This is a genomic window from Lactococcus sp. LG1074 (assembly GCF_017309525.1).
GTDB lineage: Bacteria > Bacillota > Bacilli > Lactobacillales > Streptococcaceae > Lactococcus > Lactococcus petauri.
The window spans coordinates 1,078,161-1,102,811 of the sequence record NZ_CP071293.1; the positions used below are offsets into that span (position 1 = coordinate 1,078,161).

Genomic DNA, 24,651 nt, shown 5'->3' on the forward strand with positions numbered 1-24,651 from the left:
TTATTTTTTATGCTTCTTTAATAATTATCACAAAATGAATAATGTTAGTCAAAAGATATGTTCAAATTTTCGAAAGAAAATAAAGCGCTTAACACTTTTGAATTATTACACTTTAGGTTTATGACTCTAAGTAATCCCGTTCAGCCTAATACAACATTCTTTCATAGTTTTAAAATGTTCATCAAATAATATATTGTTTTTTTAATTGAAAAAAGTCTCAACTATTACGATTTAATAAAAAAAGCCAAATTCGGCTTTTTATTTTGCAGTCAAAGCTAACGTCTTATCCAACATAAAAGGACGTAAATAGGCTGTAGCACTGCTCATTGGAAGAATTTCGTCACTGAGTGCAATCCCTAATTCATTTTGAATATAAGCTCTTCTGTTTTGCACGCGCGTCCAAATGTCAGGATATTCTTCCTGTATCTCTTTTCTTAACTGCGCATCCGCTAGGAAGATACCGCTCTCACAACTTACACCGCCGTACCCAGGAACAGATGGAATAATATCAATCTGGAACAGCATGCCACTCTCGATACTTTCTGTTGACTGCGGATAAACTGGTGAGCTCATCCATTCTTCATCAGCGGAGAGATGGCCAGGATTAAGAGTCCAACCGTATTTTTCTTGTGGCAAAACTTCTTCTATTTTGTTATATAGCTCTTGCCCTTGTATACCAATCTTGATTGTTTCCAGCCAAGTTTTAACGGCATTAAAATAAGGTTTTACAATAGCCGAAAGATAATCTTTCTCTTCATCTGGAAGATCAGAAACTTGACTTACTGCATAGCCTCCTCGGCTTTGGAGGCCTCCTTTATACCCTGTCGTTAGGGAAAGTTTGTCTCCCTTTTTAATGACTTTATCGTTTGGATAGATATTGGCCTTTACAAAACGTTCGCCTGTTGCCATTATTGTAACGACATTATGTGCTTGTCCAAGGTCTGATAATTCTCTTGCAACTTCCATTTCACTTTTTCCAAGCTCTATCTGATTCATCGCGTTTAACATGCATCGTCCTGCCAAAGCAGCACCAAATTCATAATGGGCAAATTCGTTTGCATTATTTGTTGTGCGAACACCATTTTCCCCGATAAAAAGACGTGTAGCATTTTCTAGTATGGCTTTTGGACATAAACTTTGGACAGCGTGAACTAAGAAATGAGGTAAATCGAAAAGCTGATAATTATCCTCTTTTGTGCTGGTAAAGTTTTTCCACCCCACTAAACCAATCTTTTGAGTATGCTCTAGGTCACATTGACTTAAGATTTCTTCAACTGTTTCTTGAGTATTCATAGGCTGATTAGGTAGAGAAAGATGTGGCATATGTACAGCTTCTGCTTTTAACCTTGCCTTATCTGCTTTATTTAGGTTTTCATTACCTAAAACAAGATAAGCTTTGCTATCCTTATGAAGTACAAGCAGGGCTTCTTCAAAACGCGGGAGAAAACCTGTAAGATACTCAAAGTTACTTCCATGTTCTAGGTCCGCATAGATAATTAAGCAATCAAAATTATCTTGGGTCATTTTATCAAGTAATTCCTGCCTTCTCTGCGCCATTGTATCATCTGTCAGTCCAACTGGTCTTAAGTTTTCTTCAAGCGTTGGGGGGTTAAATTTCGTGAGTTGAATCATCTCTTGCTCCTTTTTGTCAAAATAAGAACTGCCGCTTCAGCAATTCTTATTTTTTTTCTATATTTTATTAATTTTTTAACTCTTGGGCGACGGCTTTCAAGCGTGAAAACTGAGCGGGTTCGGATAAAGAAACAGTCATTTCCCAAGCTTTGCTTCCTTCCTCAACCGCTAAAGTCAGGAAAAAGCGCTGAAAATAGGATAAGCGATCCGACTGTCGAAGATATTCAATATCGTCATGTGTCAAATAGATTTGATCACGTTGGATAGCTTTATTTAAATAGCGGAGCCAGAGCCTCGCATTTCCTCTTGATTTTTGAGCCGCAGCTTCAAAATATTCTTTCCAATTCATTTATAATAGCCTCAAAAGTTCAGGATTTTCTTTTAAATAATTTTTTAATGCTTCTTGGCCGTAAGCGAGACCGTAAGCTTCTAAAACAACCGCAGGATCAGAAGTCCCTTCTGAATAGCTGTTGAGCAAGTCAAGGAGTGTATCTGGACGTTCAATGTTTAATTTCTTCATAATCTGAGCAATGTCAGGAATATCCTTGGCTCTGCCCACTTGAATTTTGTCAATCAAAACTGACTGCAAGGAAGACAAATAGACTTCGAGATGACTTGCCTTGAAGATTAAAACTTTATCTTCATCAGAAAGTGACATGATGCGACCGATAGAATGGCTTAACCAAGGTTCATTAGCCGTTCCGACATGAAATTCTTGCCCAATCTCAGCAATAATTTCCTCAACTTTCGCAGTTGATTCATAAAAGGCATCGATATCCTCTGTAGCTTTTAGACCATGATACTCCAAGACAAAACCGCCTACGCATTGTAAGCTTAGGTGGATATCATTTTCTGCTAATTTTTCATTCAAACGCGTAAACAACTTATTATAATTCATAAATTATATACTTTCTCTTGAAAACTCTCTTCTTGATTATAGCATACCGTGTCTTATAAAAAAAGAGTTTTTCCTCTTTTTACATAATAAAAAACACCTAGTGGTGTTTTAAGAGTTAATTTTCGCAAAGGCTTGATTCAAGTCTTCCAATAAATCTTGGATATCTTCGATACCGGCAGATAGGCGAATCAGGCCATCCTTAATACCAGCTTCTTCACGAATCTTTTTCGGTATTGAAGCATGGGTCATCACTGCAGGTACCTCAATCAGACTTTCCACACCGCCGAGTGATTCAGCTAAAGTAAAGTATTCTAAAGCCTCGACAAAGTCTTTGACTTTATGTTCATCCTTAAGTTCAAAAGAAAGCATTCCTCCAAAGCCAGACATTTGTTGTGAAGCAATCTCATAACCTGGGTCTTGCGGAAGTCCTGGATAATAGACTTTGCTTACTTTCTCTGACGCATCAAGAAACTCTGCAATTTTTTGAGCATTTTTAGCATGGGCCTCCATACGAAGTGCTAAAGTTTTGATTCCTCTTTGAACTAACCAGCTGTCTTGAGGACCTAAAACACCACCGATTGAATTTTGCATGAAGGCGATACGTTCAGCTAATTCTTCTTTATCTGTGGTGACAAGTCCAGAAACAACATCGGAATGTCCACCAAGATACTTCGTACCCGAATGCAAGACAATATCTGCCCCCAAACTTAATGGACGTTGGAAATAAGGTGTTGCAAAAGTATTATCAACGATTGTCAGTAGACTATTTTCTTTAGCAATATCTGCAAGTTTTTGGATATCTAAGACAGTCATCAAGGGGTTAGAAGGTGTTTCAAAATAAATTGCCTTAGTTGATGCTTTAATCTTATCTTTTAAAGCATCAATATCTGTTAAATCTACCAAGTCATATTCCAAACCAAAATTAGACATGACTTTATCCATGAGGCGGAAAGTTCCCCCATAAACATCATTACCTAGAATCAAGTGGTCCCCTGATTTAAAAATAGAAAGAACGGCATGAATGCCAGCCAAACCTGAACCAAAAGCAAAGCCTTGGACACCACCCTCTAAGTCGGCAATAAGTGTCTCTAAGGCATGACGTGTTGGGTTCCCCGATCTCGAGTATTCATAAGCTTTGGGCTGCCCGAGACCATCTTGCTTATAGGTCGATACTTGATAGATAGGAACAGAAACAGCACCTGTTGTAGCATCTTCACTGATACCACCATGAATCATCTTCGTTTTTAATTTCATTTCACTCATACTTCACCTCTTTTTAATTGTTTATTTATTATAATGCAGATTATCTATTGTTGACTTTGGGTAATCCTATATCCGACTTTTAATTTTTTTATATCTAAAAAAACACAGAATTTATAAGAGAAAAACCCTTTAAATAAGGGCCTTTTCTTATAGTTTCACTTCATTTACTGGAGCAAAAAGATCATTTAAAGCTTCACTCATGGTTGGATGAGTGTAGATATGATCTCTTAACATGGTGTAAGGTAATTTTGCTTTCATCGCAAGCGATAAAATATTTATCACTTCATGTGATTCTTCAGCATAAAGAGTTGCACCTAATATTTCTTGTGTGTCAGGATCAACCAGCGCTTTAAGTAGCCCTTTACTTTGTCCAAGTACTGCAGATTTTGGAATAGATGTAGCTTCTAAACGGAACAATCGGTACTTGGTACCTTGAGCTTGAGCTATTGTTTCTGTTAAGCCTATATTAGACAGAGTTGGTGTGATAAAAACACTACTTGCTAACTCGCCTCGATTACTTAATGTGCGAGATTTGTCGCCATAAAGTTGACTTTCAATGATACGAAAATCATCCAATGATGCATAAGTAAATTGAGGACCACCGTGAACATCACCTAAAGCCCAAATATTTGGAGTCGAAGTTTCAAGTTTTTCATTCACCAAAATATGCCCGGCCTCACCAACCTTAATTGACGTATTTTCTAAGCCCAATCCAGATGTATTAGGCTTACGCCCTGTAGCAAGAAGAATCTTATTCCCCTGCACCTCTTCTGCCTGACCGTCTCTTGTAATATTGAGGATGCTTTCTTCATCACGGTCAAAAACACCATTTATCTCATAGCCAAGTTTGAATACTGCACCAGCATCTTCTAAATCTCGCTTCACGCGCTGCGCAACATCTCTATCTTGACGCGGCAAAAATATATCGTGTGAGTCAATAATCGTTACCTTTGATCCATAAGACAGAAACATGGCTGCAAATTCAAGTCCGATATATCCAGAACCCACAATCAGAAGGTGTTCAGGTTTTTCTTGTAAGTCCATCAACCCTGTCGAGGTCACAAGATTTTTACTCTCCGACATACCAAGGATTGAGGGCAAAATAGCACGCGCGCCCGTATTAATAAAAATACGTTCAGCTTGAACCAGCATTATCGGCTTTCCTTCTTCTGAAATCTCCACCTCATGATCTGAAAGAAATCGTGCTTTACCATCAATTACAGTTGCATTGGGCTCATCCGCAATCATATGGTAATTCTTTTTATTCAGCTTTTCAACAAGGCTGAATTTTTGAAGGACTGCCTCAGTGAAAGCTTCACCTTTTTGGCCATTTACAATTAGAGATTTAGACGGAATACAGCCGATATTAATACAAGTTCCCCCGTACATCCGCGTAGATTGCTCGACGATTGCTACTGATTCCCCTTTATTGGCCAATGATTTAGCAAGGGTTTTCCCTGCTTTTCCAAAGCCAATAATCAGATTCTTAAATGTCCTTCTCTCCATATTAAAGCTTGCCTCTATAGTCTACGATGAGAAGATTGTGGCTCAAATATTCTCCGTCTGTTTTCAAAGCAATAAGGTTGTAGCTGCCTTCTACTTTAGCATGTAAATCTTGGGCACTCCAGAACATTTCTCCCCATTTTTTGAAGTAAACAGGGCCAAATTCTGAATCCATATGTGCATCAAAAGCCTCTGGCAACTTGCCTTTGTCTATAGCAAGGATACGGTAACGTGAGATGCCGCCCGCACATGCGTCAATAGCTTCATTCTTTTCACTCAACTCGTGGTCGAAATCCAATACAAAATCTGCATTTTCAAATTTTGCTAATTTTTCGCTTACTGTTTTGTCAAATATAATTTTCATGCTTGTTTCCTCCTATGGTTTAAGCAAGTGCCTTAATTTCTTTTCCTAATTGATCCAAGCCGTTTTCAAAAACTGACCAGTCTTGTGTAAGTTTCAGTAGCAAGAGACTCCCCTGTATCGTTGAGATGATATGCTGAGCTTGCGTTTTAGAACGCGCTTGAGTCCAACCTGTGATTTCCATAATCCTCGCTTGAATCAATGCTGTCCACGTCTCCATGAGCTGTCCCAACAACTCACGAAAATCTTTATCCTCACTCGCACCAAGTTCAACGACGAGGTTTCCTACAGCACAACCATAATGTTGTGTTTCATCCTCATGCACCTGAATTTCCCAGTTTAGCATTGCAAGCAAAGCTTGTTTGGGGTCCTCCATCTGGCGCAATAGCGGATCAAAACATTGTGTTTCCCAGTCGTTACTGTGAGAACGAATCACTTCTAAGCAGATTTCTTTTTTTGATAAAAAATAATGATAAAGTTGTCCTTTTCCAGTACCTGAGTCCTCGAGAATATCTCGGATAGAAGTTGAGGCATATCCTCTTTGACAAAAAAGTTTTTTACTGCTCTCAATGATTTTTTCTTTTGCTTCTGACACTTTACACGCTCCAATCATTTTACCTACCGCTTGGTACAATATTAATATACCAAATTATGGTGCCTTGACCAAATAATTGAACTGGAAATTTTTGTTTCTATCTCAGCTTTAAAAAATCCCAAAACAAAAACCTACTCTGTTTAAGGCCATATACCTTAAGCGGAGTAGGTTTTTCTGATATGTGTTTTAAATTACACCAACAAGGATGAAGAGGATAACGATAATCCCAAGTGCAATACGGTACCAACCAAATATTTGGAAGTCACGGCGTTTGATGTAATTCATCAAGAATTTAATAACGAAGATAGATACAACATAAGCAACAACCATTCCAACGATAAGGGCAATCACTTCTGAGAGACTAAAGTGAAGGCCGAATTTCAAGAGTTTGAAGGCTGAGGCACCAAGCATAGTTGGTACTGCAAGGAAAAAAGTAAACTCAGCAGCAACGACACGTGAGACACCGATGAGCAAAGCACCAATAATTGTTGCGCCTGAACGAGATGTACCTGGAATCATTGAGAGAACTTGGAACATCCCGATGATCAGTGCAGTTTGATAGGTGATTTCTTTCATTGTATTGATTTTTGGTACACGTGTTTTATTCCAACGTTCAATCACGATAAAGGCGATACCATAGACAATCAGCATAATGGCAATTGTCAAGGGTGTCCCGAAATTTTCTTCTAAGAAATCATTCAAGAATAAGCCAAATACAGCAGACGGAAGGAAGGCAACGACAACCTTAACCCACATGTTAAAGACAGAGCGTTTGATGCGCACACCTTTACCTTCTACATTAACAAAAGGATTCATCTGTGACCAGAATTCCACAATAACCGCAATAATTGCGCCTAATTGAATGACAACAAAGAACATATCTTTGAAAGATTGTGTCATGTCGGTATGGATGAAGGCATCCACTAAAAGCATATGCCCTGTACTTGATACAGGTAACCACTCTGTAATTCCCTCGACGATGCCGAGAAAAATAATTTTCAAAAGTTCAATAAAATTTAAATCCATTTTTCCTTATATCCTATTCATTAATGAGGTAGAAACTGCCATCTGTAACTTCAACCGTCAAAGCTTTCTCTTGATTTCCTGTCTGATAAGGAAACTCTTTTTTGACATGATTTACATAAAGTTCTTCTGCCTCTGCATTTAAGCCTGACCATTGACTGTTTATCATTTTCAATTGACCATCTTTTTTAACAATTTTGCTGCGCTCTTTCAGACGAAGATTTTCAAAAATAGTTGCACCATCATTTGAAGCAAAATCCATACTTTGTGCTGTCACACGTTTTAAAACAGACGCACCGTCATTAGAAGTTACTCTCAAATGTCCCGACAAAGTCACATCTCGCAACTGCCACGCAGCATCACTAATATTCATGGTGAGCTGGTTTCCTTTAACTTTTTCTAAGGCAAGACCTCCATCTCGAAGATTGATTTTGAGGCTTTCAACTTTCAAGTCACGTAAATTTTTTTGTCCCGAAGTACCATCAATAATAATTTTTTGGAAATCCATATCTTCTGTTACAGTTACAATTATTTTTTCCTGACTCATTTTACCAAAATTAAGACCTAAATTGAAGTCAAAGGCGCTTTTTCGAGCTTCGATATTTAAAGTTTGGTCTTGGAGTCTAAGCTCAGGCTTTTGATCAAGCAAGTGACTCTCCACCTTTAGACTTGATCCAGCGATAATTTCTAAATCCGCATTTTTACTGTTGACAATCAGATTTTTTACTTTATCTGAAGCAAAAGTCTGTTGTGTAGAAATAAGGTGAGAGATTTGAGGACGGCCTTCTTTCCATACAAGACTCGTTTTACCTCCAGTAGCTAAGCCAATACCTAAAAGAATGATGCCAGAAACAATCATAATGAGTGCGGCTACTATGGTTCTTTTATTTTTCACAAGACGACTCCTTTCTGATTGCGTTTGGTTCTTTGAGTTAACTTACGACCTAGCCATTTAATCATTCCTAGAAAACGAAGGCACAGCCATTTTGTGAGGAAAAGAATAAAAGGACTGATAAGAATTCCCAAACCAAAAAGTAAAAGACCAAGGCCACTAAAGGCAAGTGTTGTACTTGGACTGCTGAAGACTACTCCTAGCCCAGATACGAGCGAGAATAAGCCACCAAATACAAGTGAAACATCAAGCATGTACAGGCTAAAGAGGAGAGCCAATAGCGCTATTAATAATGCGAGAATAAGCAAAAGAACAGCAAGAGCCAAAGGCACCAAAAGCGGTGAGGCAAAAAGACCAAGTACAATAAGCCAGACCAGTTGGAGACGGGATTTGGCAGGTATACTTTTTTCTTCTTCTTGCGCGTGATCATCTTGATCTAAGAAATAACTGAGTTTAAGCTTAGTAGCAAATTGTTTAGGTGTCCCATACTGTGCTTTTATTTCTTCAAGTGTTAGATTTGACTCAATAAAGTATTCTTGATAATAAGCAATTAAGTCTCCACTTTCTTCTTGAGGTAGCTCTGTCAGATGGGCTTGCACAGCCTCTAAATAACTATTCATCGTTTTCGAGTTCTCCTTCCCCTAAAAGTTTATCCATGGCATTACGGAATTGCTGCCAGTCAGCAGTTATTTTTTGAAGCTCTTGGCGTCCATTCTCCGTTATCCGATAATAACGTCTCATGCGTCCTTCATAAGGCTCATCATAATTTTCTAAAAGCTCATGCTTTTTTAAACGTCGTAAGACGGGGTACATGGTTGACTCACTAATCGGAAGTTGCGTTTGTACTGTTTTTGTCAAGGCATAACCATACATATCTTTCTTATTCAGCAAAGAAAGCACTGTCCCGTCTAGAAGTAAGGTTGGAATTTGGATATCCATAAACGTCCTTTCTTTTCAACATATCATATTATATGTTGTATAACATAATACTATATGACATATAATAACATATAAAATATTTGCTGACAAGTGTGAGCCAATAATTTCAAAAGATATACTAAAATACATTAGAAATATACGGTTGGGAATTTATTGGCTTTGTTCAAGCTGAAGATGAGGATGAGGACGAGAGATTACGGATGTATTCTTACCAAACCTAAAAAAACTCCTATTTAGGAGTTTTTTTATTTTTCTTGTGGTCTTTCATATTTTAGTCCCATCGCATTGATTGACACAATCATAGTTGAGATACTCATCAATACTGCAGCTGCCAGTGGATCAATAGAGATACCAAAGGTTGGGTAAAGAATTCCTGCCGCAACAGGAATGGCAATGATATTATAACCTGCCCCAAACCAAAGATTTTGTTTCATTTTGCGATTAGAGCGTTTTGCAATCTCAATCAGTGCTAAAACATCACTCGGATGTGAATTGACCAAGACAACATCTGCTGTATTGATGGCGACAGATGTCCCACCTCCGATTGCAATGCCGAGATCACTTGTAGCAAGCGCAGGCGAGTCATTGACACCGTCACCAATAAAGAGAACACCGCCTTTTTCTTGATAATCTTGAACAATATTTGCTTTATCTTCTGGTTTTAATTCAGCACGGTATTCAGCAATACCAAGATTTTTTGCAATTTTTGCTGCAGTGGCTTCATTATCTCCGGTCAGCATTACAGGTGTGATATCACGTTTTTTCAACTCTTCGATAAAGAATTTCGCATCTTCTTTTGGTGAATCACCTAAAGCAACAAAGCCGTAAAGTGTTTTATCCGAAACGAGGAAGGAAACCGTTAAGCCTTGATCAAAAACCTTTTGAACTTCTTCTTCATCAATCGTGATGTCATTTTCTTTGAGGTAAGCGTAAGAGACGATACTGTAATTTTTCCCTTGGACTGTCCCTTTCAAGCCCACACCAGGAATGTTTTCCAGATTTTCTGCTTCTAACTTCAAATCGTCAACAGCATTGACAATGGAGAGGGCAATAGGGTGTGTTGAGCCACTTTCTAATGCGGCCATAACTTGTAGTATATCTACCTTATCCTCCTTAGCCAAATCGACAACTTGACGTACACTAAATTTTCCGTCTGTTAATGTACCCGTTTTATCCATCAGCGCATATTTTATTTTACTAATAGATTCAAGGGAGGTACGATTTTGAATCAATAAACCATTTTTAGCCGAAAGATTGGTTAAGCGTGCCACGACTAAAGGCACAGCCAATCCCAGGGCGTGAGGACAAGCAATGACAAAGACGGATACCGCAGTCATGAGTGCAAAGCTCAATGAAGAAGTCATCGTCCAAATGATAAAGGAAGCAAGACCCACGCTCAATGCTGCCCAGAAAAGCCAACCTGCCACACGATCAGCTAAGTTTTCACTGGCAGATTTTTGCTTTTGTGCCTTCTCTACCAATTGCGCAATTTGCGCCAGAAGAGAATCTTTTCCTAGTGAAGTCACTTTCATTTCAAAAGGGAGGTTCTGGTTTAGAGAACCACCGTAAACTGTATCTCCTGCTTCTTTTGCGACCAAACGCGATTCACCTGTGATCATCGATTCATCGATAGACAAATGAGTCGTTTCTGATGTCACAATACCATCAGCTGGAATACGTTCGTTTTCTTTTACGAGAAGAATATCGTCCACTTGGAGCTCAGAGATGGCCACATCTTTTCCGTCTTTCAGATGTGCTTTTTTAGGAATGAGGGATGCGAGGTCCTTAAGAGCATCGCCTGCACGACTCACTGCCCGCATCTCTATAATGTGACCTGCCAGCATAATAACAATCAGGGTCGAGAGCTCAAACCAAAAGTCCATTGCCTCCCCACCTGTCCATAATAAGACCGTAGCATAAACAGAGTAAGCATAAGCCACGACAATCCCCATCGTAATGAGCATCATCATCGCCGGTTTCCGGGATTGAAATTCACCACGTGCGCCGCTAAAGAAAGGAGTGCCACCATAGAAGAAAATGATAGATCCTAAAATAAGTCTGACAATCGAATCGCCTTGAAAGCTAATCAGCTGAAATCCGGCAATACTTGAAATAGCAAGCAAAGGCACCATGAGCGCAATGCTGACCTTCAGTTTCTTGCCCATATTACCCATGTGCATCATATGCCCTCCATGGTTCATCATATCGTGTCCGACATGATGGTCCATTTCTGCCATATCATGCATCTCGTGATGCATATGCTCTTTATGTTCATCTTTCATCTCAACCTCCTTAAATTTTTCTGTTCTTTTAATAACTCTACACCTATAGTTTACATATGTAAATTCATAAAGTCAAGTAAAAACTTAAAAAGTTTCGAAAGAGGAAGCTCGCTCCTGCTGTTTTGCGTAAAATAAAAAGTGGAAATAATTCCACTTCTCTCTTTATTTACTTGTCACTTGACCAATCACCAGGTTGGCAATGACATTCCCCGTTTTTGTAAGGTCGATATTTTCTAAGCGCTCCGCATTTGTAAAAGCAACAATAATTTCTGTTCCTTTACCTGCAGCTTTAATTTTTTGCAGATCCATATCCGCAATCTTATCGCCTTTTTTAAGCACTTGTCCTTCAGAAACAGCCAACTTAAATGGTTCGCCCTTGAGTTCAACCGTATCTAAGCCCATATGTAAAAGAACTTCTAAGCCTGATTCTGTTTGAATCCCCATCGCATGTTTAGTTGGGAAGATATTTGTTATTTTACCTGAGAGTGGTGCAAATACTTCTTCTTTTGTTGGTAATATCGCAAAGCCATCTCCCATTATTTGGGCTGAGAAAACTTGATCCGGTACTTCCGTGATTGGCATAACTTTACCTGTTGCGACAGCAAATATTTCTTGCGTAATTGCTTTAGTTTCTGACTGAACAACCTCTTTTGCTGTTTCTACAATAGGATCCGGAACTTCTCCTGTTTGTTGAATTTTTTTCAATTCATCCGCTACAAATTGGACTTCTGTCCCTACGATAACTTGGACATTCTTCTTATCTAAAACCCGCACTCCAGGTACACCAGTTGCTTTAATTGCAGCTTGATTCACTAAGTCAGAATTTTCGACAGTCAAACGTAATCGTGTCGTACAATTGTCCACAGTTTTAAGATTATCTTTGCCAAGTCCTTGATAAATACGGCCGGCAAGGTAAGCAAATTTTTCATCTGCAGAAGATAAATCTGGATCTTCTTCCCCTTCACCGCCTTCTTCACGACCTGGTGTCATCATGTTAAATTTCTTAATGACAAAGTCAAAAGTAAAGTAATAAACGACTGCCATAACCAAACCGAGTACGAGAAGCATATAAGGTTGATTCGCAATAGGCACGCGTAAGCTCAAGATGAAGTCGATGAGCCCTGCTGAAAAGTTAAAGCCGGCAGTCCAATGGAAAAGCGCGGCAATAAACATCGAAATCCCTGTTAATACTGCATGCACAACATATAGGGGCCAAGCCACAAACATGAAAGAGAATTCCAAAGGTTCAGTTACACCAGTGAAAAATGAAGCAAAGCCGGCAGCAAGCATAAGTGAAGCCGTCGCTTTTTTCTTTTCGGGACGTGCATTACGATAAATAGCATATGCCCCTGCAGGCAAACCAAACATCATGATAGGGAAGAAACCTGCTTGATAACGCCCCGTAATCCCTTGGGTTCCTACGTTTTTCCAGAAATTACCAATGTCATTGATACCCGCAGCATCAAACCAGAAAACATTATTGAGCGCGTGGTGCATACCTGTTGGAATTAACAAGCGGTTCGAGAAACCGTAAATCCCAGCTCCTAAAGGACCAAGGTTAACGATAGCTTTACCAAAAGTGGTTAAGCCTCCGAAAACAGCTGGCCAAAGGAAAAGTAAAACAGCTGAAAGTGCAGCCATGATAACCGCAGTAAGTATGGGCACTAAACGACGTCCACTAAAGAAAGACAAGGCCATCGGCAATTTCGTATTGCTGAACTTATTATAGACTGCCGCTGCGATGAGGCCCGCTAAAATCCCTATAAAAACGTTCCCGTTATTAATCTTAGTGAATGCAGTATTCACTTTTTCGACATCGATTCTTTGCAAAAGCGCCACAGAATCAGGATTGAGTAAGGTCATAGGCACAAGGAAAGACACTATCCCAGCCAGAGCTGCGGAGCCGTCTTTGTCCTTAGACATTCCAAAGGCCAGTCCAACAGCAAAGAGTAAGCCTAAGTTATTCAGAATCGTTTGTCCGGCTTGAATCATAAAGGCTGCCAATACATTATTGGCGCCCCAGCCTGTAGGATCGATCCAATACCCAATCCCCGTAAATAAAGCTGCAACAGGTAAAGTCGCAACCGGAAGCATGAGCGATCGGCCCATCTTCTGCATATATTCTTTCATAAATCCTCCAAGAATAGAAAATTAAATAATTTACCAAAATGGCACGTACCAAAATCTCTGCTTTTAAGTCTCCGTATCACTACTTCTTATTTCACTAAAGGTAAGATTTAACTTTGGTTGACATATAAAAAGGCTATTGCCAATGCTTACACAATCGCCTTGTTTTCTTTACGTCTTCAACCTGTTAAAATTTAGGATATTTTTCACTTAATAGGAGTAAATTTATTTGTACAGTATTATTTTAACATCTTCTTGGTGATTTTGGGGACTATATATGTAGAGGGGTGTATGGCCTGTTAATATAGGACTTGATTTTTGCCTTTAGACTTTGCATCATAAAGTTTCTCATCAACAGTATTCTTCAATGCTCCTAATTCAAAATAGCAACAGCCAAGCTCAAATAAGTTGCAAAGAGTATCCAGACAAAGTAGGGCAAGAGTAGGATTCCTGACCATTGGTTGATTTTGAAAAATTTCTTAATACAAAGATAGACCACAATATCAAGAACAAGGATAACAAGTACTCCAAACCAGAAATAACCCTTGAAAAAGATAATGCTCCAGATAAAGTTGAGGAATAACTGGATAACATAAAGCATGAGGGCTGGCTGGGCTTCACTCTTTCTTAATTTTAAATTTTGAAAAACTATAAAACCTGCTACAGCAATCAAGCCATAGAGAATCGGCCAAACAATACCAAACAGATAATCTGGTGGCGCCAATGGCGGAAGTTGTAAGTTGTTATAAATCGATTTGATATCACCAGCTAATATTCCTGATAAACTCCCAATTGCTTCTACCACAATGATAAACAGCCCAGCAAGTAATATAGGTTTTAGTTTATTAGAATGTTTCATAATTCTCCTCCTCTTTTTCTAAGTTAACCGTTTTCTTTAGTATTTTCTTAATTTTACCACATCCCCTATTTTAAAGGCAGTTATTCGTTTGTAAATTTTGCCCCCCGTTGGTTTGCCTAGAAAGCTTTATTTATACTCTTTGCTCTATATCTTCCTTTGGCTTTACCTTATTTTTATTTTTTTTAATTTCCTTTTTAATTGAATCGAAAATTAAAAATTGTTATAATAATTATAGCGCTTACATGATTAGTCCGGACATAGTCTTACCACCAACAGGAGGAACTATGATCAAAAATGGAAACACACGTTACTTAAAGATAGCCATAGCGACATTGGCCTTGGCTACACTTGGTTTTACTGGTGCGCATGCTCAAGCAGATGCCGCCGATGAAATGGTCAATCCCACCGATAAGGTTTTAGTCGGTTATTGGCACAATTGGAAATCAACAGGTAAAGATGGTTATAAATACGGAACCTCTGCTGATTTTGACCTTTCACAGACACAAGACGGATACAATGTTATTAACGTATCTTTCATGAAAACCCCTCAAGGAAGTGCACTTCCAACATTTAAACCTTATAATAAGACCGATGCTGAATTCAGAGCTGAGGTTGCAAAACTCAATGCAGAAGGTAAATCTGTATTAATTGCACTAGGAGGTGCGGACGCTCACATTGAACTCACTAAAGCGCAAGAGGATGCTTTTGTTAATGAGATTATCCGCCTTGTTGATACTTATGGCTTTGACGGTTTGGATATTGATTTAGAGCAATCTGCCATTGATGCAGCTGACAATAATACCGTCATCCCGTCAGCTTTACGGAAAGTCAAAGCGTATTATCGTCAACAAGGTAAGAACTTTATGATTACGATGGCCCCAGAATTTCCTTATCTTACGACTACAGGGAAGTATGCGCCTTATATCAATGGTTTAGAAGGTGATTACGATTATATTAATCCTCAATACTACAACCAAGGCGGCGATGGATTTTGGGATTCTGACTTAAACATGTGGATTTCCCAATCCAACGACGAGCAAAAAGAAGCCTTCCTCTATGGCTTAACACACCGTCTCGTCACTGGAACCGATAATTTCATCAAAATTCCAGCAAACAAGTTTGTGATTGGCTTGCCTGCAAATGAGGACGCGGCAGCAACAGGTTACGTCAAAAATCCTAAAGCGGTCGAAAATGCCTTAAAACGCCTAAAAGCTTCTGGTAATGAAATCAAAGGCTTAATGACCTGGTCCGTCAATTGGGATGCAGGTAAGAGCGCAACTGGCTTAAATTATAACAATTCCTTCGTCAACACCTATGCTCCAATGCTTTTTGGGGACACTGGGGGCGGAAATGAAGCAAAACCAACACTTCCAATAATCACAGTTTCTGATCTTACAGAAACCAGTGCTACAATTCATGCAAAATCAACAGACACATCTGGGATAGCCAACTACGAGATTAAAGTTGGGGGAAAAACTTATACAAGTAAAGATGGATTGCAAGATATCTCAGGCCTTAAAGCTGCAACGACTTATACCGTTGAAGCCGTCGCAATCAATAATGCTGGCATTCGTTCTGATAGTGCAAGCACGACTTTTAGCACGGCAGCTGACACAGTAACTCCTGAAAATACATAGCTCAAGGATAAAGAATATTGGACGGGTGACCGCGTCTACTACAATGGAAAAGAATACGAAGCAAAATGGTGGACCAAGGGTGATCAGCCTGACTTGTCAGGTGCTTACGGCCCTTGGAAAGAAATATGATGTGCTTTAACAAGCAGAAAGGAGCAAAGTTATGAAAAAAATGTTTATTGGGTTTTTAATCACTTTAGGAGTATTGGGCGCTTCATTGGCTTTCAATACTAAAACGGTCTTGGCTCACGGTTACGTTGAGAGCCCTCCTGCACGTGGTTATCAAGGAAAGCTTGATTATGAAAAATATGGCTGGACAACAGCTTATAATCTCTATGGAAATGTCATCACAAATCCTCAATCACTTGAAGCCCCTAAAGGCTTCCCTGAAAGCGGACCTGTAGATGGACGCATCGCCTCAGCTAATGGCGGTCTAGGACAAATCGCTGACTTTGTCCTAGATAATCAAACCAGCGACCGTTGGAAAAAACAACAATAAACACAGGTGTCAAACAGTTCACGTGGAAATATACAGCACCACATAAAACAACCAAATGGCACTATTACATGACCAAAACAGGTTGGGATCAAAATGCGCCACTCAAACGTTCGGAGTTAGAGCTCATTGGTACTGTCAATCATGATGGCTCTACTGCTTCTAACAACTTGACACACTCTATCACTGTCCCAAGCAATCGTTCAGGCTACCATATCATCCTTGCTGTTTGGGATGTTGCTGATACACCAAATGCTTTCTACAATGTTATTGACGTCAATGTCCAAAATAATAATATGCTCTTTGGACCATTTGCTGCAGTTGAATAAACAGAAAGAAAAAGAGCACTTCTCAAAGTGTTCTTTTTTACTTTTCGGATGTTTGGAGCCATTTGATGAGTTCTGCGGCGATTTCTTCTTGTTGTTTCTCATTTGAGATGTCCGCTTGGTTATCACCTTTTTGAGCACCATAGCTGCCAAACCCGGCATGATTACCGCCATCCAGTGTGACATTCACCGTTTGTTGTGGCAGATAGGCTTTTGCCTTTTCATATGAAGACTGGTTGAGCACACCATCTTTTGAACCTACGAGTGATAAAACTTTTCCCTTGTAACCTTTCAAGCTTCCTTTTTGATCAGGATAACTTGCCAGGAAAAAGACACCTTCTAAGGCTGAATTATCTTGATGGCCTGCTGCAAAGCGACTGGCCATAACTCCACCTAGAGAATGACCCCCAACGATATATTGGGAGAGATGTTCATCCTTGATTACTTTATCAGCCAGATCAGGATTAAAAATGGCAAGATTCAGAGGCTCTTTGAGAAGGTAAACAGAATATCCAGATTCTGCTACTTTACTGGCCCAAATACTATAGCTTACATTATCCACCAAAGCGCCTTGATAAAAGATGATACTGGGCTTATCTGGATTGCCTTTAAAGACCAAAGCATTATCCAACTTCTCGGCTTGACTTGCACTCTTTGTCGCTTGAGGAGTAGGATGATACGTGCTGGACTTTATGTAGATAAATCCTGCAGCCAGAAGGACAAGCAAAATACTTACGATCCAGAGGGCTATTTTTTTGAATTTTTTCATTGGATTTTCCTTTTTAAAATGTTTTTCTTTTTATTTTAGTGAATTATAGTGCTTTGTTCAACTATTTTAATCAAACTAAAAGCCCTCAAAGAAAGGACTTCTAAACATTATTTAAAATTGCATTGAGGAAAAAATAAATTAAAATATATAGTTTATCGAAAGCCTTTATTGCAAGTGAGGACAGAAGCCTCATGCCTCTCGATTTCTGTTTATTTATTCTGTCATCAATTCCATCCTTATTTTATCATTCTTATGAGTAGAATGCTTTAATTCTGCTTATAATATTTATTTTAATTCAAAATTCCTTAAAAAAAAACTAAATCATATGTTATGATTATAATATGCTAAAAAAGCAAACAAATAATGATTCTAAGAGATATGGTAAATAAGGAGGAGATATTTTATAGTGAAAAAATATCAAAAGGTTTTAATGCTGAGCGCAGTTTTTCTGTCGTCGACGCAAGGAATAATGGTAAGTGCGAGTGAGCTCACAGCCGTAAACAAGGAAAAAAATGAGCCAATAGCTTCAAGCATCGAGGAAAGTAGCACTTCTACTTCTGCAAGTACTTCTGAAACTTCCACTGAAAACAAAAGCACTGAAAGTAGTGTGGTAGATAAAAGCAGCTCAAGCTCAAGTACTGAAGCAGCGATAAAGGAACAAGATACAAGTGCTGAAACGGCGGAAGTAGCAAGTACGACCGAGCAGCCTGTGGTACAAGCTCGAAGTGCTGTAACTTATCAGCAACCTCTTAATAGTGGGACACTACCAAAGGTGCCCGTAAGCTTAGAAAAATTACCTATCAAGCATTCAGGCAATCCTTTTAAAGACGTTTCACAATCTTTATATAAGAATTATATTAGCTGGATCTATAGTCGAGGGATTACCACAGGTTATACACCAACGACATATAATCCAGATGGTTACGTGACACGTGGTGAAATGGCTGTCTTTCTTCATCGTCTCGCGGGAGCTCCAAGTTATAAAGCACCATTCAATGTCTATACAGATGTCAACCAGTATAAAAACCAGATTCTCTGGCTGACAGCGACAACTGTATCCAATGGAACTGCGCCCCACTACAATCCAAACGGCAATGTGACTCGTGGGCAAATGGCTGCCTTTCTCCATAGAATGGCAAAGGTTTCAGGAAATGCTCCTACTTCAGGAAAATATAATACGAAGTTCGTGGATGCCAAAAATCATATGTTTGCCAATGACATTGGCTGGTTGAGTTCAAAAGGTATCACTACGGGTTACACACCAACAACTTTTAGACCTGATGCAAATGTTACACGTGGGGAGATGGCAGCTTTCCTCCAACGTTTCTATAATGTCACTTCCCAGACCAATAAACAAAACCCCTATCCTGCAGGACAATGTACAGCTTATGTTTGGGACTATTCCAACGGAAATATTCCACTCTATACCGGCAATGCTAAAGAATGGGCTAGATATGCGAACAGCACGGCTGCTGTAGGAACGATTGCTGTCTTTCCTCCAGGAAATCAAGGCGCTGGAGATCTTGGCCACGTTGCCGTTGTTATTTCGGTTTCCGGCTCTAAAATGAGAGTAAGTGAAGGAAATTATAACGGTGGCTGGGGCACTGAACGTGACTGTTCAACAGCCGGTGTTAAATTTATTCGCCCTTAATATTCAAGAAAACCATACTAAAAAGTGCTGGACAGATGTTCCAAGCACTTTTTCTATTCTTATATATCATCGTTGTGAATGACGATATTTTCTTGTTCTAGAACAGTCTGACCAGAGATTTTAACTATTTCTCCCTCAATTTCACAAGCAATCAAGCCACCACGATTAGAGAGTTGTTTGGCGATGAGTTTTGTTTTCTCTAGCTTTTCTCCCCATAATGGTGCCAAGCGTGTATGTGACGAACCCGTCACGGGGTCCTCATCTACACCACCATGAGGTGCAAAATACCTGGATACAAAATCAACTTCTGCTCCTTTTGCTGTGATGGTGACTGCATGAGGAGCTAATAATTTAATGATAGCTATCTGTGGTTTTGCATTATTTACTGCTATTTCTGAATCTAGTACAAGCACAAGGTGATCTTTTTCTTGAGTAGTATAAGCTTCTTGAATGATTGCTCCTGGGAAAGCTGCTTTCATTTTTTCAGTGATCGGTTTTGGAAAAAGCTGTTGACTTGGAAAGTTTAAGATAAATTGATCATTGTCCATGGCGACGGTCAATTTTCCAGATTTAGATTTAAAGATTAAAATTTCACGCTCTTTTTCTAACTTCTGCTTGATGAAAAAAGCCGCCGCAATCAGACCATGCCCACATAGTAAAACTTCTCTTTTAGGACTGAACCACTGGATTTCCCACTCTTCCTCTACATTCTTATAAATAAAGGAAGTTTCAGGCAAGGCAATTTCAGAAGCAATCTTTTGAAGCTGCTCTTTTGGGAGTTGTTGGGTTAATATATAGACTGCTGCGGGATTTCCTAAACTCTCCTTGCCGGTGAAGGCGTTGATAATGTCGTAGGGCATGAATTACTCCTCATAGTACTGGTTTTAAGTGTACCTTTATTATAATACTATAAATTACAATAGGGAGCCATATGAATTAAAAAAACTTGATAATATCGACATTATCAAGTTTTTACTTATTTTATTCTTTATCTGTCATTATCAATAAAATTCCTCAGGCAAAAGCGTATCCGCCAATTTGATATTGTCAGAGTAATCGATAGGAACGTCAATAACTACTGGTCCTGTGCTGTCAGGGATTGATTCCAAGAGTTCTTTCAGTTCTTCTGCGCTGTGAACACGATAGCCTTTGGCACCCATAGCTTCCGCATATTTCACGTAGTCAACGCTACCGAAGTTTACACCTGCTGCACGGCCGTATTTTTTCTCTTCTTGGAATTTAACCATGTCATAGTGACCGTCATTCCAGATGATGTGGATCAAGGGCAAGTTAAGGCGAACGGCAACTTCAAGTTCTTGTCCGGTGAAGAGGAAACCACCATCACCAGAGTGAGAATAAACTTTGTGTCCTGGGCGGAGCAAGCCGGCTGTAATACCCCAAGGCAAGGCCACACCTAGTGTTTGCATACCGTTTGAGAAGAGCAAGTGACGGGGTTCATATGAACGGAAGTAACGTGCCATCCAGATATAGAGTGAACCGACGTCAACAGTCACCGTTTCATCATCTTTAACAACTTCTTGGAAAGTGCTTACCAAGTCAAGTGGGTGCAAACGTCCTTCTTCAGCTGCTTCAACGTCAAATTCGTGTTGGTTAATGACGTCACGCAAACCTTTAAGGTATTCAACTGAACCTTCTGGCAAGTTGTAGCCACGAACTGCTGGCAAAAGGTTTTCCAATGTTTGAGCAATATCACCAATCAATTCACGTTCGGGTTGGTAATAGGTATCAATCTCAGCAATGGCGTTGTCAATAACAACAATACGGCTATCAATTTCAGCATTCCAGTTGCGTGCTTCATACTCGATAGGGTCATAACCAACGGCGATCACTAAGTCTGAACGTTTGAGCAACATATCTCCTGGTTGGTTACGGAAAAGACCGATACGACCAAAGAAGGTATGTTCAAGATCACGCGAAATCACACCTGCACCTTGGAAAGTTTCAACGACCGGAATAGAGACGTGTGAAAGCAAGTTACGCAAAGCTTTGGCCACTTTTTCATCTGAACCACCAGCACCAACAAGGATAACAGGTAATACAGCATTTTTAATCGCTTGCGCTAAATAGTTGATGTCATCAATTGAGGCATTACCCATCTTAGGATCTGACAAAGGTTTGATGGCATTCACAGAAACTTCTGAATCTGTCACGTCTTGTGGGATAGATAAGAAACTTGAACCTGCACGACCGCCTTTAGCGATACGGTAAGCATTGGCTACTGTTTCAGAAATTGTGGATGGATCCAAGATTTCTTGTGAATATTTTGAAGCAGGCGCCATCATTTGAGCGTTATCCATAGATTGGTGTGCACGTTTCAAACGATCAGCGCGTTTTACTTGTCCACCAATTGCAAGAATCGCGTCCCCTTCAGATGTTGCTGTCAAAAGTGGCGTTGCCAAGTTTGATACACCAGGTCCGGAAGTAACCAAAACAACACCAGGTTCCCCCGTGATACGTCCCACAGCTTGGGCCATAAAAGCAGCACCTTGCTCATGGTGAGTAATGATTAATTCTGGCGCTTTTGGATCATGCTCCAAGCGGTCGAATACGCGGTCAATTTTGGCGCCGGGAATACCAAAAACATATTTTACATTATGGTTAATTAAACTATCTACAACTAAGTCTGAGCCGAATTTTTTATCAGTCATTTCTTCTCCATTTCAATTAAGATTCACAATCTTCACAATCAATTTTAGCAGAAAACATTTTAATTTACAAAAATCGGGCTTGAAGAATGTATATGTAGTCTGCTTTCACAAGATATCTGCACCTAAAACGCTTACATCTTCTCCTATGAAATATTACAGACTTTGTCATCTTACTTCAATAAAAAAACCATTGCTCGATTACTCGAACAACAGTCCTCTCATTTCTTCATCTTCTGGAACAAGCTCCAGATATTGTTTAATATAGGTTTGTGCCTTCTCATTTTGTCCGATTTGCAAAAGGAAATCAACATAATCCTTTAAGAAATCTGGATTATCAGTCAAGGCAGTCGACAAGAGCTCTGTATAGAGCGCTTCTGCTTGTGCATCATTTTCCAGCTCTTTATGGGCTTGTGCAAACAACCACTGCGCCAAGAGATGTTCTTCTTCTAACAAATCTTCCAAGCGAATTACAGCTTCAAAGTCTGACTCGTTGAAATAAAGGTTTGCAAGGAGGAACACTGTTTCGTCATGGAGCTCCGCAACATTCAGCGCATCCATCAAGTAACGTTCTGCAGCTGCTTGGTCCTTTTGACTGTAAGCCAGCTTCGAGAGAAAATGCAACAGTAAAGCCGAATTCGGATTTTTCAGTAAACCTTCTTGCGCCACACGGGCAGCTTCATCAAACTGACGGTCTGCTTCCAGTGTTTGGGCATAGGCTAACTCGTAATTGAGCAAATCTGTATTATAGTCTTCTAACTGTTTAAAATAGCTAATCGCACGGGCTTGATTGTCCAACTCGCTATAAAGTAGCGCAATTTTGTAAATCGTATCGGCAGTTTTATCAAACTCAAAAGACTTTTCTAAAAAGGCAATCGCATTTTCAAAATTCCCTAGATGTGCGTAGGATTCACCGATACGCTGATAAGTAGAGATTTTAGTTTGCTGTAGAATTTCACGTACAGAAAGCTTGGCGTAGTTCTGGATAGCATCCTGATAAGCACCCTGCTCGTAATAACTTTCCGCAAGCGCAAAAGTAATCAGGGGTGAGTCGGAAAGTTCACGTGCTTCTTCAAGCTTGCTAATGGCCGTCTCAAAGTCGCCTTCAAACTGGTACAAATCCGCAATTTGAATCAAAGCAGCCACATAGTTTTCGTCTCCAGCAGGAATTTGATAGAGATAGTTTAATGCATCGTCAATTTGCCCATCATCCTCTGCAATCTCCGCCAGATTAATCAAATAGTCGGTACTTTCAGGATTGTCACCCAGAATCTTATCATAGACCTGATGGCTCTCATCAATAAAACCCACCATTTGCAAATACTCTGCTAAATCCGCAAGCATTTCTTCATTATCATGCTTGAGCGCATTGCTCAAAGCATTATGCATCCCAATCAAATCACCTTTATGTAGAAAATCAATAGTATCTTCTGAATAAGACATTAGCTCTCCTCTATTTTTTCAAGTTCACTTGTATTGTCTAAATCAACAGGTTGATAAAGTTCTGAAATTTCACGGTACCAATCATAGATATGTGTGATAATTACTTTGGCTGCTGCATAGAAAGGAATTCCCAGCAGAACACCCCATAAGCCAAAGACTTTCCCGGCCGTTAAGAGCACAAAGAGAACTGTGATCGGGTGAATGCTCAACTGTTTACCTAAAACTAAAGGCGAAACGAAACGTCCTTCAAGTGTTTGTTCAATGATATAGACAATCAAGACTTTAAGCAACATGATTGGTCCACCTGTTGCTAAACCGATAATCATAGCCGGAATGATGGCCAAGTAGAATCCAAGGAATGGAATCAAGTTAAAGAGTCCAGACAAGATAGCAAGTGTGATCCCGTAACGCAAACCAATGATTGGTAAACCAATCGCAAGCATCAAAGCAACTGCAATCGCAACAATAACTTGACCACGTACGTAGTTTGCAAGTTGTGAGTTCATCTCCGTCAAGATTTTTGAAGTATCTTTGCGCCAGTTTACAGGTAAAAGATGTGTGATATAGCCATTCAAATTTTTCCCGTCCCGTAAAAGATAAAAGAGGACAAACGGGAAGATAACCAGTGAAATAAAGACACTTGCTGTACGTGTAATCACATCAGTGATTGAGCTAAAAGCAGCAGTTGAAAAGTTTTTCGACCAGTCCACGATATTATTCCCGAGGGAATCCATGAAATTATCCATTTGTGGGCGGAATTGCTCAAAATGACGATTGGTCAAGAGTTTATTTACTTCTTCTTGCATTTGTTCGACATAGTTTGGCACGTGCTTAGAGAAACTTGCCACACTGTTTGAGATAGAAGGAATGGCATAAGCCAGACCCCAAACTAACAAACCAGCAATGAGTATAAAAAGTACAATAATACTGGCGATACGTGGCACGCGTTTCTTTTCAAGATAATCAACTATCGGATTAAGCAAGTAATAAAACACGGCTGCTAAAACGACAGGCAATGAAACAATGGTCAGAAAATCGGCAATTGGTGCAAAGATAAAGTTAACTTTGCTGAGTAATAGAATATTAAGTAATAAAAGTAAGACCACCAAGAGCGCCGTCACGACTTTATTATTTACAAACCATTTGAAAAAAACAGAGGATCTGAAATTTTGTTTTTCCATAGGATTTTTTCCCCTTCTAATGTGTAAAATACTGTTTAAATTATAACATAATCCCAATAATATTGACATAGAAGGCTCTTCGTTTACATAATTTTATTTATGTAAAAAAGC

At 39.4% G+C, this 24,651-nt stretch carries 20 protein-coding genes and 2 pseudogenes; 3 read left to right on the forward strand and 19 right to left on the reverse strand.

Annotation, left to right across the window (positions count from 1 at the left end):
* Nucleotides 1–258: 258 nt before the first annotated feature.
* From J0J36_RS05355 to J0J36_RS05420, 14 genes are all read right to left on the reverse strand, one after another.
* Nucleotides 259–1,632 carry a Xaa-Pro peptidase family protein gene (locus J0J36_RS05355; protein ID WP_019291681.1) on the reverse strand — a complete coding sequence of 458 codons (1,374 nt, stop codon included), beginning with the start codon at nucleotides 1,630–1,632 and terminating at the stop codon, nucleotides 259–261.
* A 67-nt stretch (nucleotides 1,633–1,699) separates the two neighbouring features.
* The gene (locus J0J36_RS05360; RefSeq protein ID WP_019291682.1) at nucleotides 1,700–1,981 is read right to left on the reverse strand and encodes a hypothetical protein; all 282 of its coding nucleotides are present in this window, start codon (nucleotides 1,979–1,981) and stop codon (nucleotides 1,700–1,702) included.
* Nucleotides 1,982–2,530, reverse strand: coding sequence for a DUF6036 family nucleotidyltransferase (locus tag J0J36_RS05365; RefSeq protein WP_019291683.1), 549 nt, complete (start codon nucleotides 2,528–2,530; stop codon nucleotides 1,982–1,984).
* Between the two features lie 108 nt (nucleotides 2,531–2,638).
* Nucleotides 2,639–3,793 (reverse strand): cystathionine gamma-synthase, encoded by a 1,155-nt coding sequence (locus J0J36_RS05370; protein ID WP_019291684.1) that lies wholly within the window; start codon nucleotides 3,791–3,793, stop codon nucleotides 2,639–2,641.
* Nucleotides 3,794–3,940: 147 nt separating this feature from the next.
* On the reverse strand, nucleotides 3,941–5,299 hold the full coding sequence (locus J0J36_RS05375) for an FAD-dependent oxidoreductase (RefSeq protein ID WP_153924858.1): 1,359 nt from the start codon (nucleotides 5,297–5,299) through the stop codon (nucleotides 3,941–3,943).
* Nucleotide 5,300: 1 nt separating this feature from the next.
* Nucleotides 5,301–5,660 carry an iron-sulfur cluster biosynthesis family protein gene (locus J0J36_RS05380; protein WP_004257197.1) on the reverse strand — a complete coding sequence of 120 codons (360 nt, stop codon included), beginning with the start codon at nucleotides 5,658–5,660 and terminating at the stop codon, nucleotides 5,301–5,303.
* A gap of 19 nt (nucleotides 5,661–5,679) precedes the next feature.
* Complete coding sequence (locus J0J36_RS05385; RefSeq protein ID WP_014024790.1) at nucleotides 5,680–6,252, reverse strand: TetR/AcrR family transcriptional regulator; 573 nt, start codon at nucleotides 6,250–6,252, stop codon at nucleotides 5,680–5,682.
* Nucleotides 6,253–6,438: 186 nt separating this feature from the next.
* Nucleotides 6,439–7,278, reverse strand: a complete 840-nt coding sequence (locus J0J36_RS05390; RefSeq protein WP_004257193.1) for an undecaprenyl-diphosphate phosphatase — start codon at nucleotides 7,276–7,278, stop codon at nucleotides 6,439–6,441.
* Between the two features lie 13 nt (nucleotides 7,279–7,291).
* A complete protein-coding gene (locus J0J36_RS05395) occupies nucleotides 7,292–8,170 on the reverse strand; it encodes a DUF4097 family beta strand repeat-containing protein (RefSeq protein ID WP_153924861.1) in 879 nt (292 codons plus the stop codon).
* On the reverse strand, nucleotides 8,167–8,787 hold the full coding sequence (locus tag J0J36_RS05400) for a DUF1700 domain-containing protein (protein ID WP_153924864.1): 621 nt from the start codon (nucleotides 8,785–8,787) through the stop codon (nucleotides 8,167–8,169). Before J0J36_RS05400 ends, J0J36_RS05395 begins: the two co-directional genes overlap by 4 nt.
* Nucleotides 8,780–9,106 (reverse strand): PadR family transcriptional regulator, encoded by a 327-nt coding sequence (locus tag J0J36_RS05405; protein ID WP_014024794.1) that lies wholly within the window; start codon nucleotides 9,104–9,106, stop codon nucleotides 8,780–8,782. The genes J0J36_RS05400 and J0J36_RS05405 overlap by 8 nt, the downstream gene beginning before the upstream one ends.
* Nucleotides 9,107–9,351: 245 nt before the next feature.
* On the reverse strand, nucleotides 9,352–11,388 hold the full coding sequence (locus J0J36_RS05410; protein WP_153924867.1) for a copper-translocating P-type ATPase: 2,037 nt from the start codon (nucleotides 11,386–11,388) through the stop codon (nucleotides 9,352–9,354).
* Nucleotides 11,389–11,550: 162 nt separating this feature from the next.
* Complete coding sequence (gene nagE / locus J0J36_RS05415; RefSeq protein ID WP_153924869.1) at nucleotides 11,551–13,518, reverse strand: N-acetylglucosamine-specific PTS transporter subunit IIBC; 1,968 nt, start codon at nucleotides 13,516–13,518, stop codon at nucleotides 11,551–11,553.
* A gap of 370 nt (nucleotides 13,519–13,888) precedes the next feature.
* Nucleotides 13,889–14,374: a TspO/MBR family protein gene (locus tag J0J36_RS05420; protein WP_019291690.1), complete on the reverse strand. Its 486-nt coding sequence runs from the start codon at nucleotides 14,372–14,374 to the stop codon at nucleotides 13,889–13,891.
* 284 nt (nucleotides 14,375–14,658) lie between these two features.
* Between J0J36_RS05420 and J0J36_RS10685 the strand changes: the two are divergent.
* Both J0J36_RS10685 and J0J36_RS05430 read left to right on the forward strand, forming a co-directional pair.
* Nucleotides 14,659–16,140: pseudogene (locus tag J0J36_RS10685) on the forward strand (glycosyl hydrolase family 18 protein).
* 31 nt (nucleotides 16,141–16,171) lie between these two features.
* A pseudogene (locus J0J36_RS05430) lies at nucleotides 16,172–16,806 on the forward strand (lytic polysaccharide monooxygenase); the annotation flags it as partial.
* A gap of 64 nt (nucleotides 16,807–16,870) precedes the next feature.
* Here J0J36_RS05430 and J0J36_RS05435 read toward each other — a convergent pair.
* Entirely contained in the window at nucleotides 16,871–17,599 is a 729-nt protein-coding gene (locus J0J36_RS05435; RefSeq protein WP_019291692.1) for an alpha/beta hydrolase, read from the reverse strand.
* A 406-nt stretch (nucleotides 17,600–18,005) separates the two neighbouring features.
* Between J0J36_RS05435 and J0J36_RS05440 the strand changes: the two genes are divergently transcribed.
* Complete coding sequence (locus J0J36_RS05440) at nucleotides 18,006–19,250, forward strand: S-layer homology domain-containing protein (RefSeq protein WP_153924872.1); 1,245 nt, start codon at nucleotides 18,006–18,008, stop codon at nucleotides 19,248–19,250.
* Nucleotides 19,251–19,309: 59 nt separating this feature from the next.
* Here J0J36_RS05440 and J0J36_RS05445 read toward each other — a convergent pair whose 3' ends face one another.
* The 4 genes from J0J36_RS05445 to J0J36_RS05460 form a co-directional block, all read right to left on the reverse strand.
* Nucleotides 19,310–20,110 (reverse strand): PhzF family phenazine biosynthesis protein, encoded by an 801-nt coding sequence (locus J0J36_RS05445; protein WP_153924875.1) that lies wholly within the window; start codon nucleotides 20,108–20,110, stop codon nucleotides 19,310–19,312.
* A 141-nt stretch (nucleotides 20,111–20,251) separates the two neighbouring features.
* Nucleotides 20,252–21,919: an acetolactate synthase AlsS gene (gene alsS / locus J0J36_RS05450; RefSeq protein ID WP_019291695.1), complete on the reverse strand. Its 1,668-nt coding sequence runs from the start codon at nucleotides 21,917–21,919 to the stop codon at nucleotides 20,252–20,254.
* 198 nt (nucleotides 21,920–22,117) lie between these two features.
* Entirely contained in the window at nucleotides 22,118–23,359 is a 1,242-nt protein-coding gene (locus J0J36_RS05455; RefSeq protein WP_019291696.1) for a lipopolysaccharide assembly protein LapB, read from the reverse strand.
* Nucleotides 23,359–24,540 (reverse strand): AI-2E family transporter, encoded by a 1,182-nt coding sequence (locus tag J0J36_RS05460; RefSeq protein WP_019291697.1) that lies wholly within the window; start codon nucleotides 24,538–24,540, stop codon nucleotides 23,359–23,361. The genes J0J36_RS05455 and J0J36_RS05460 overlap by 1 nt, the downstream gene beginning before the upstream one ends.
* Nucleotides 24,541–24,651 lie beyond the last annotated feature (111 nt).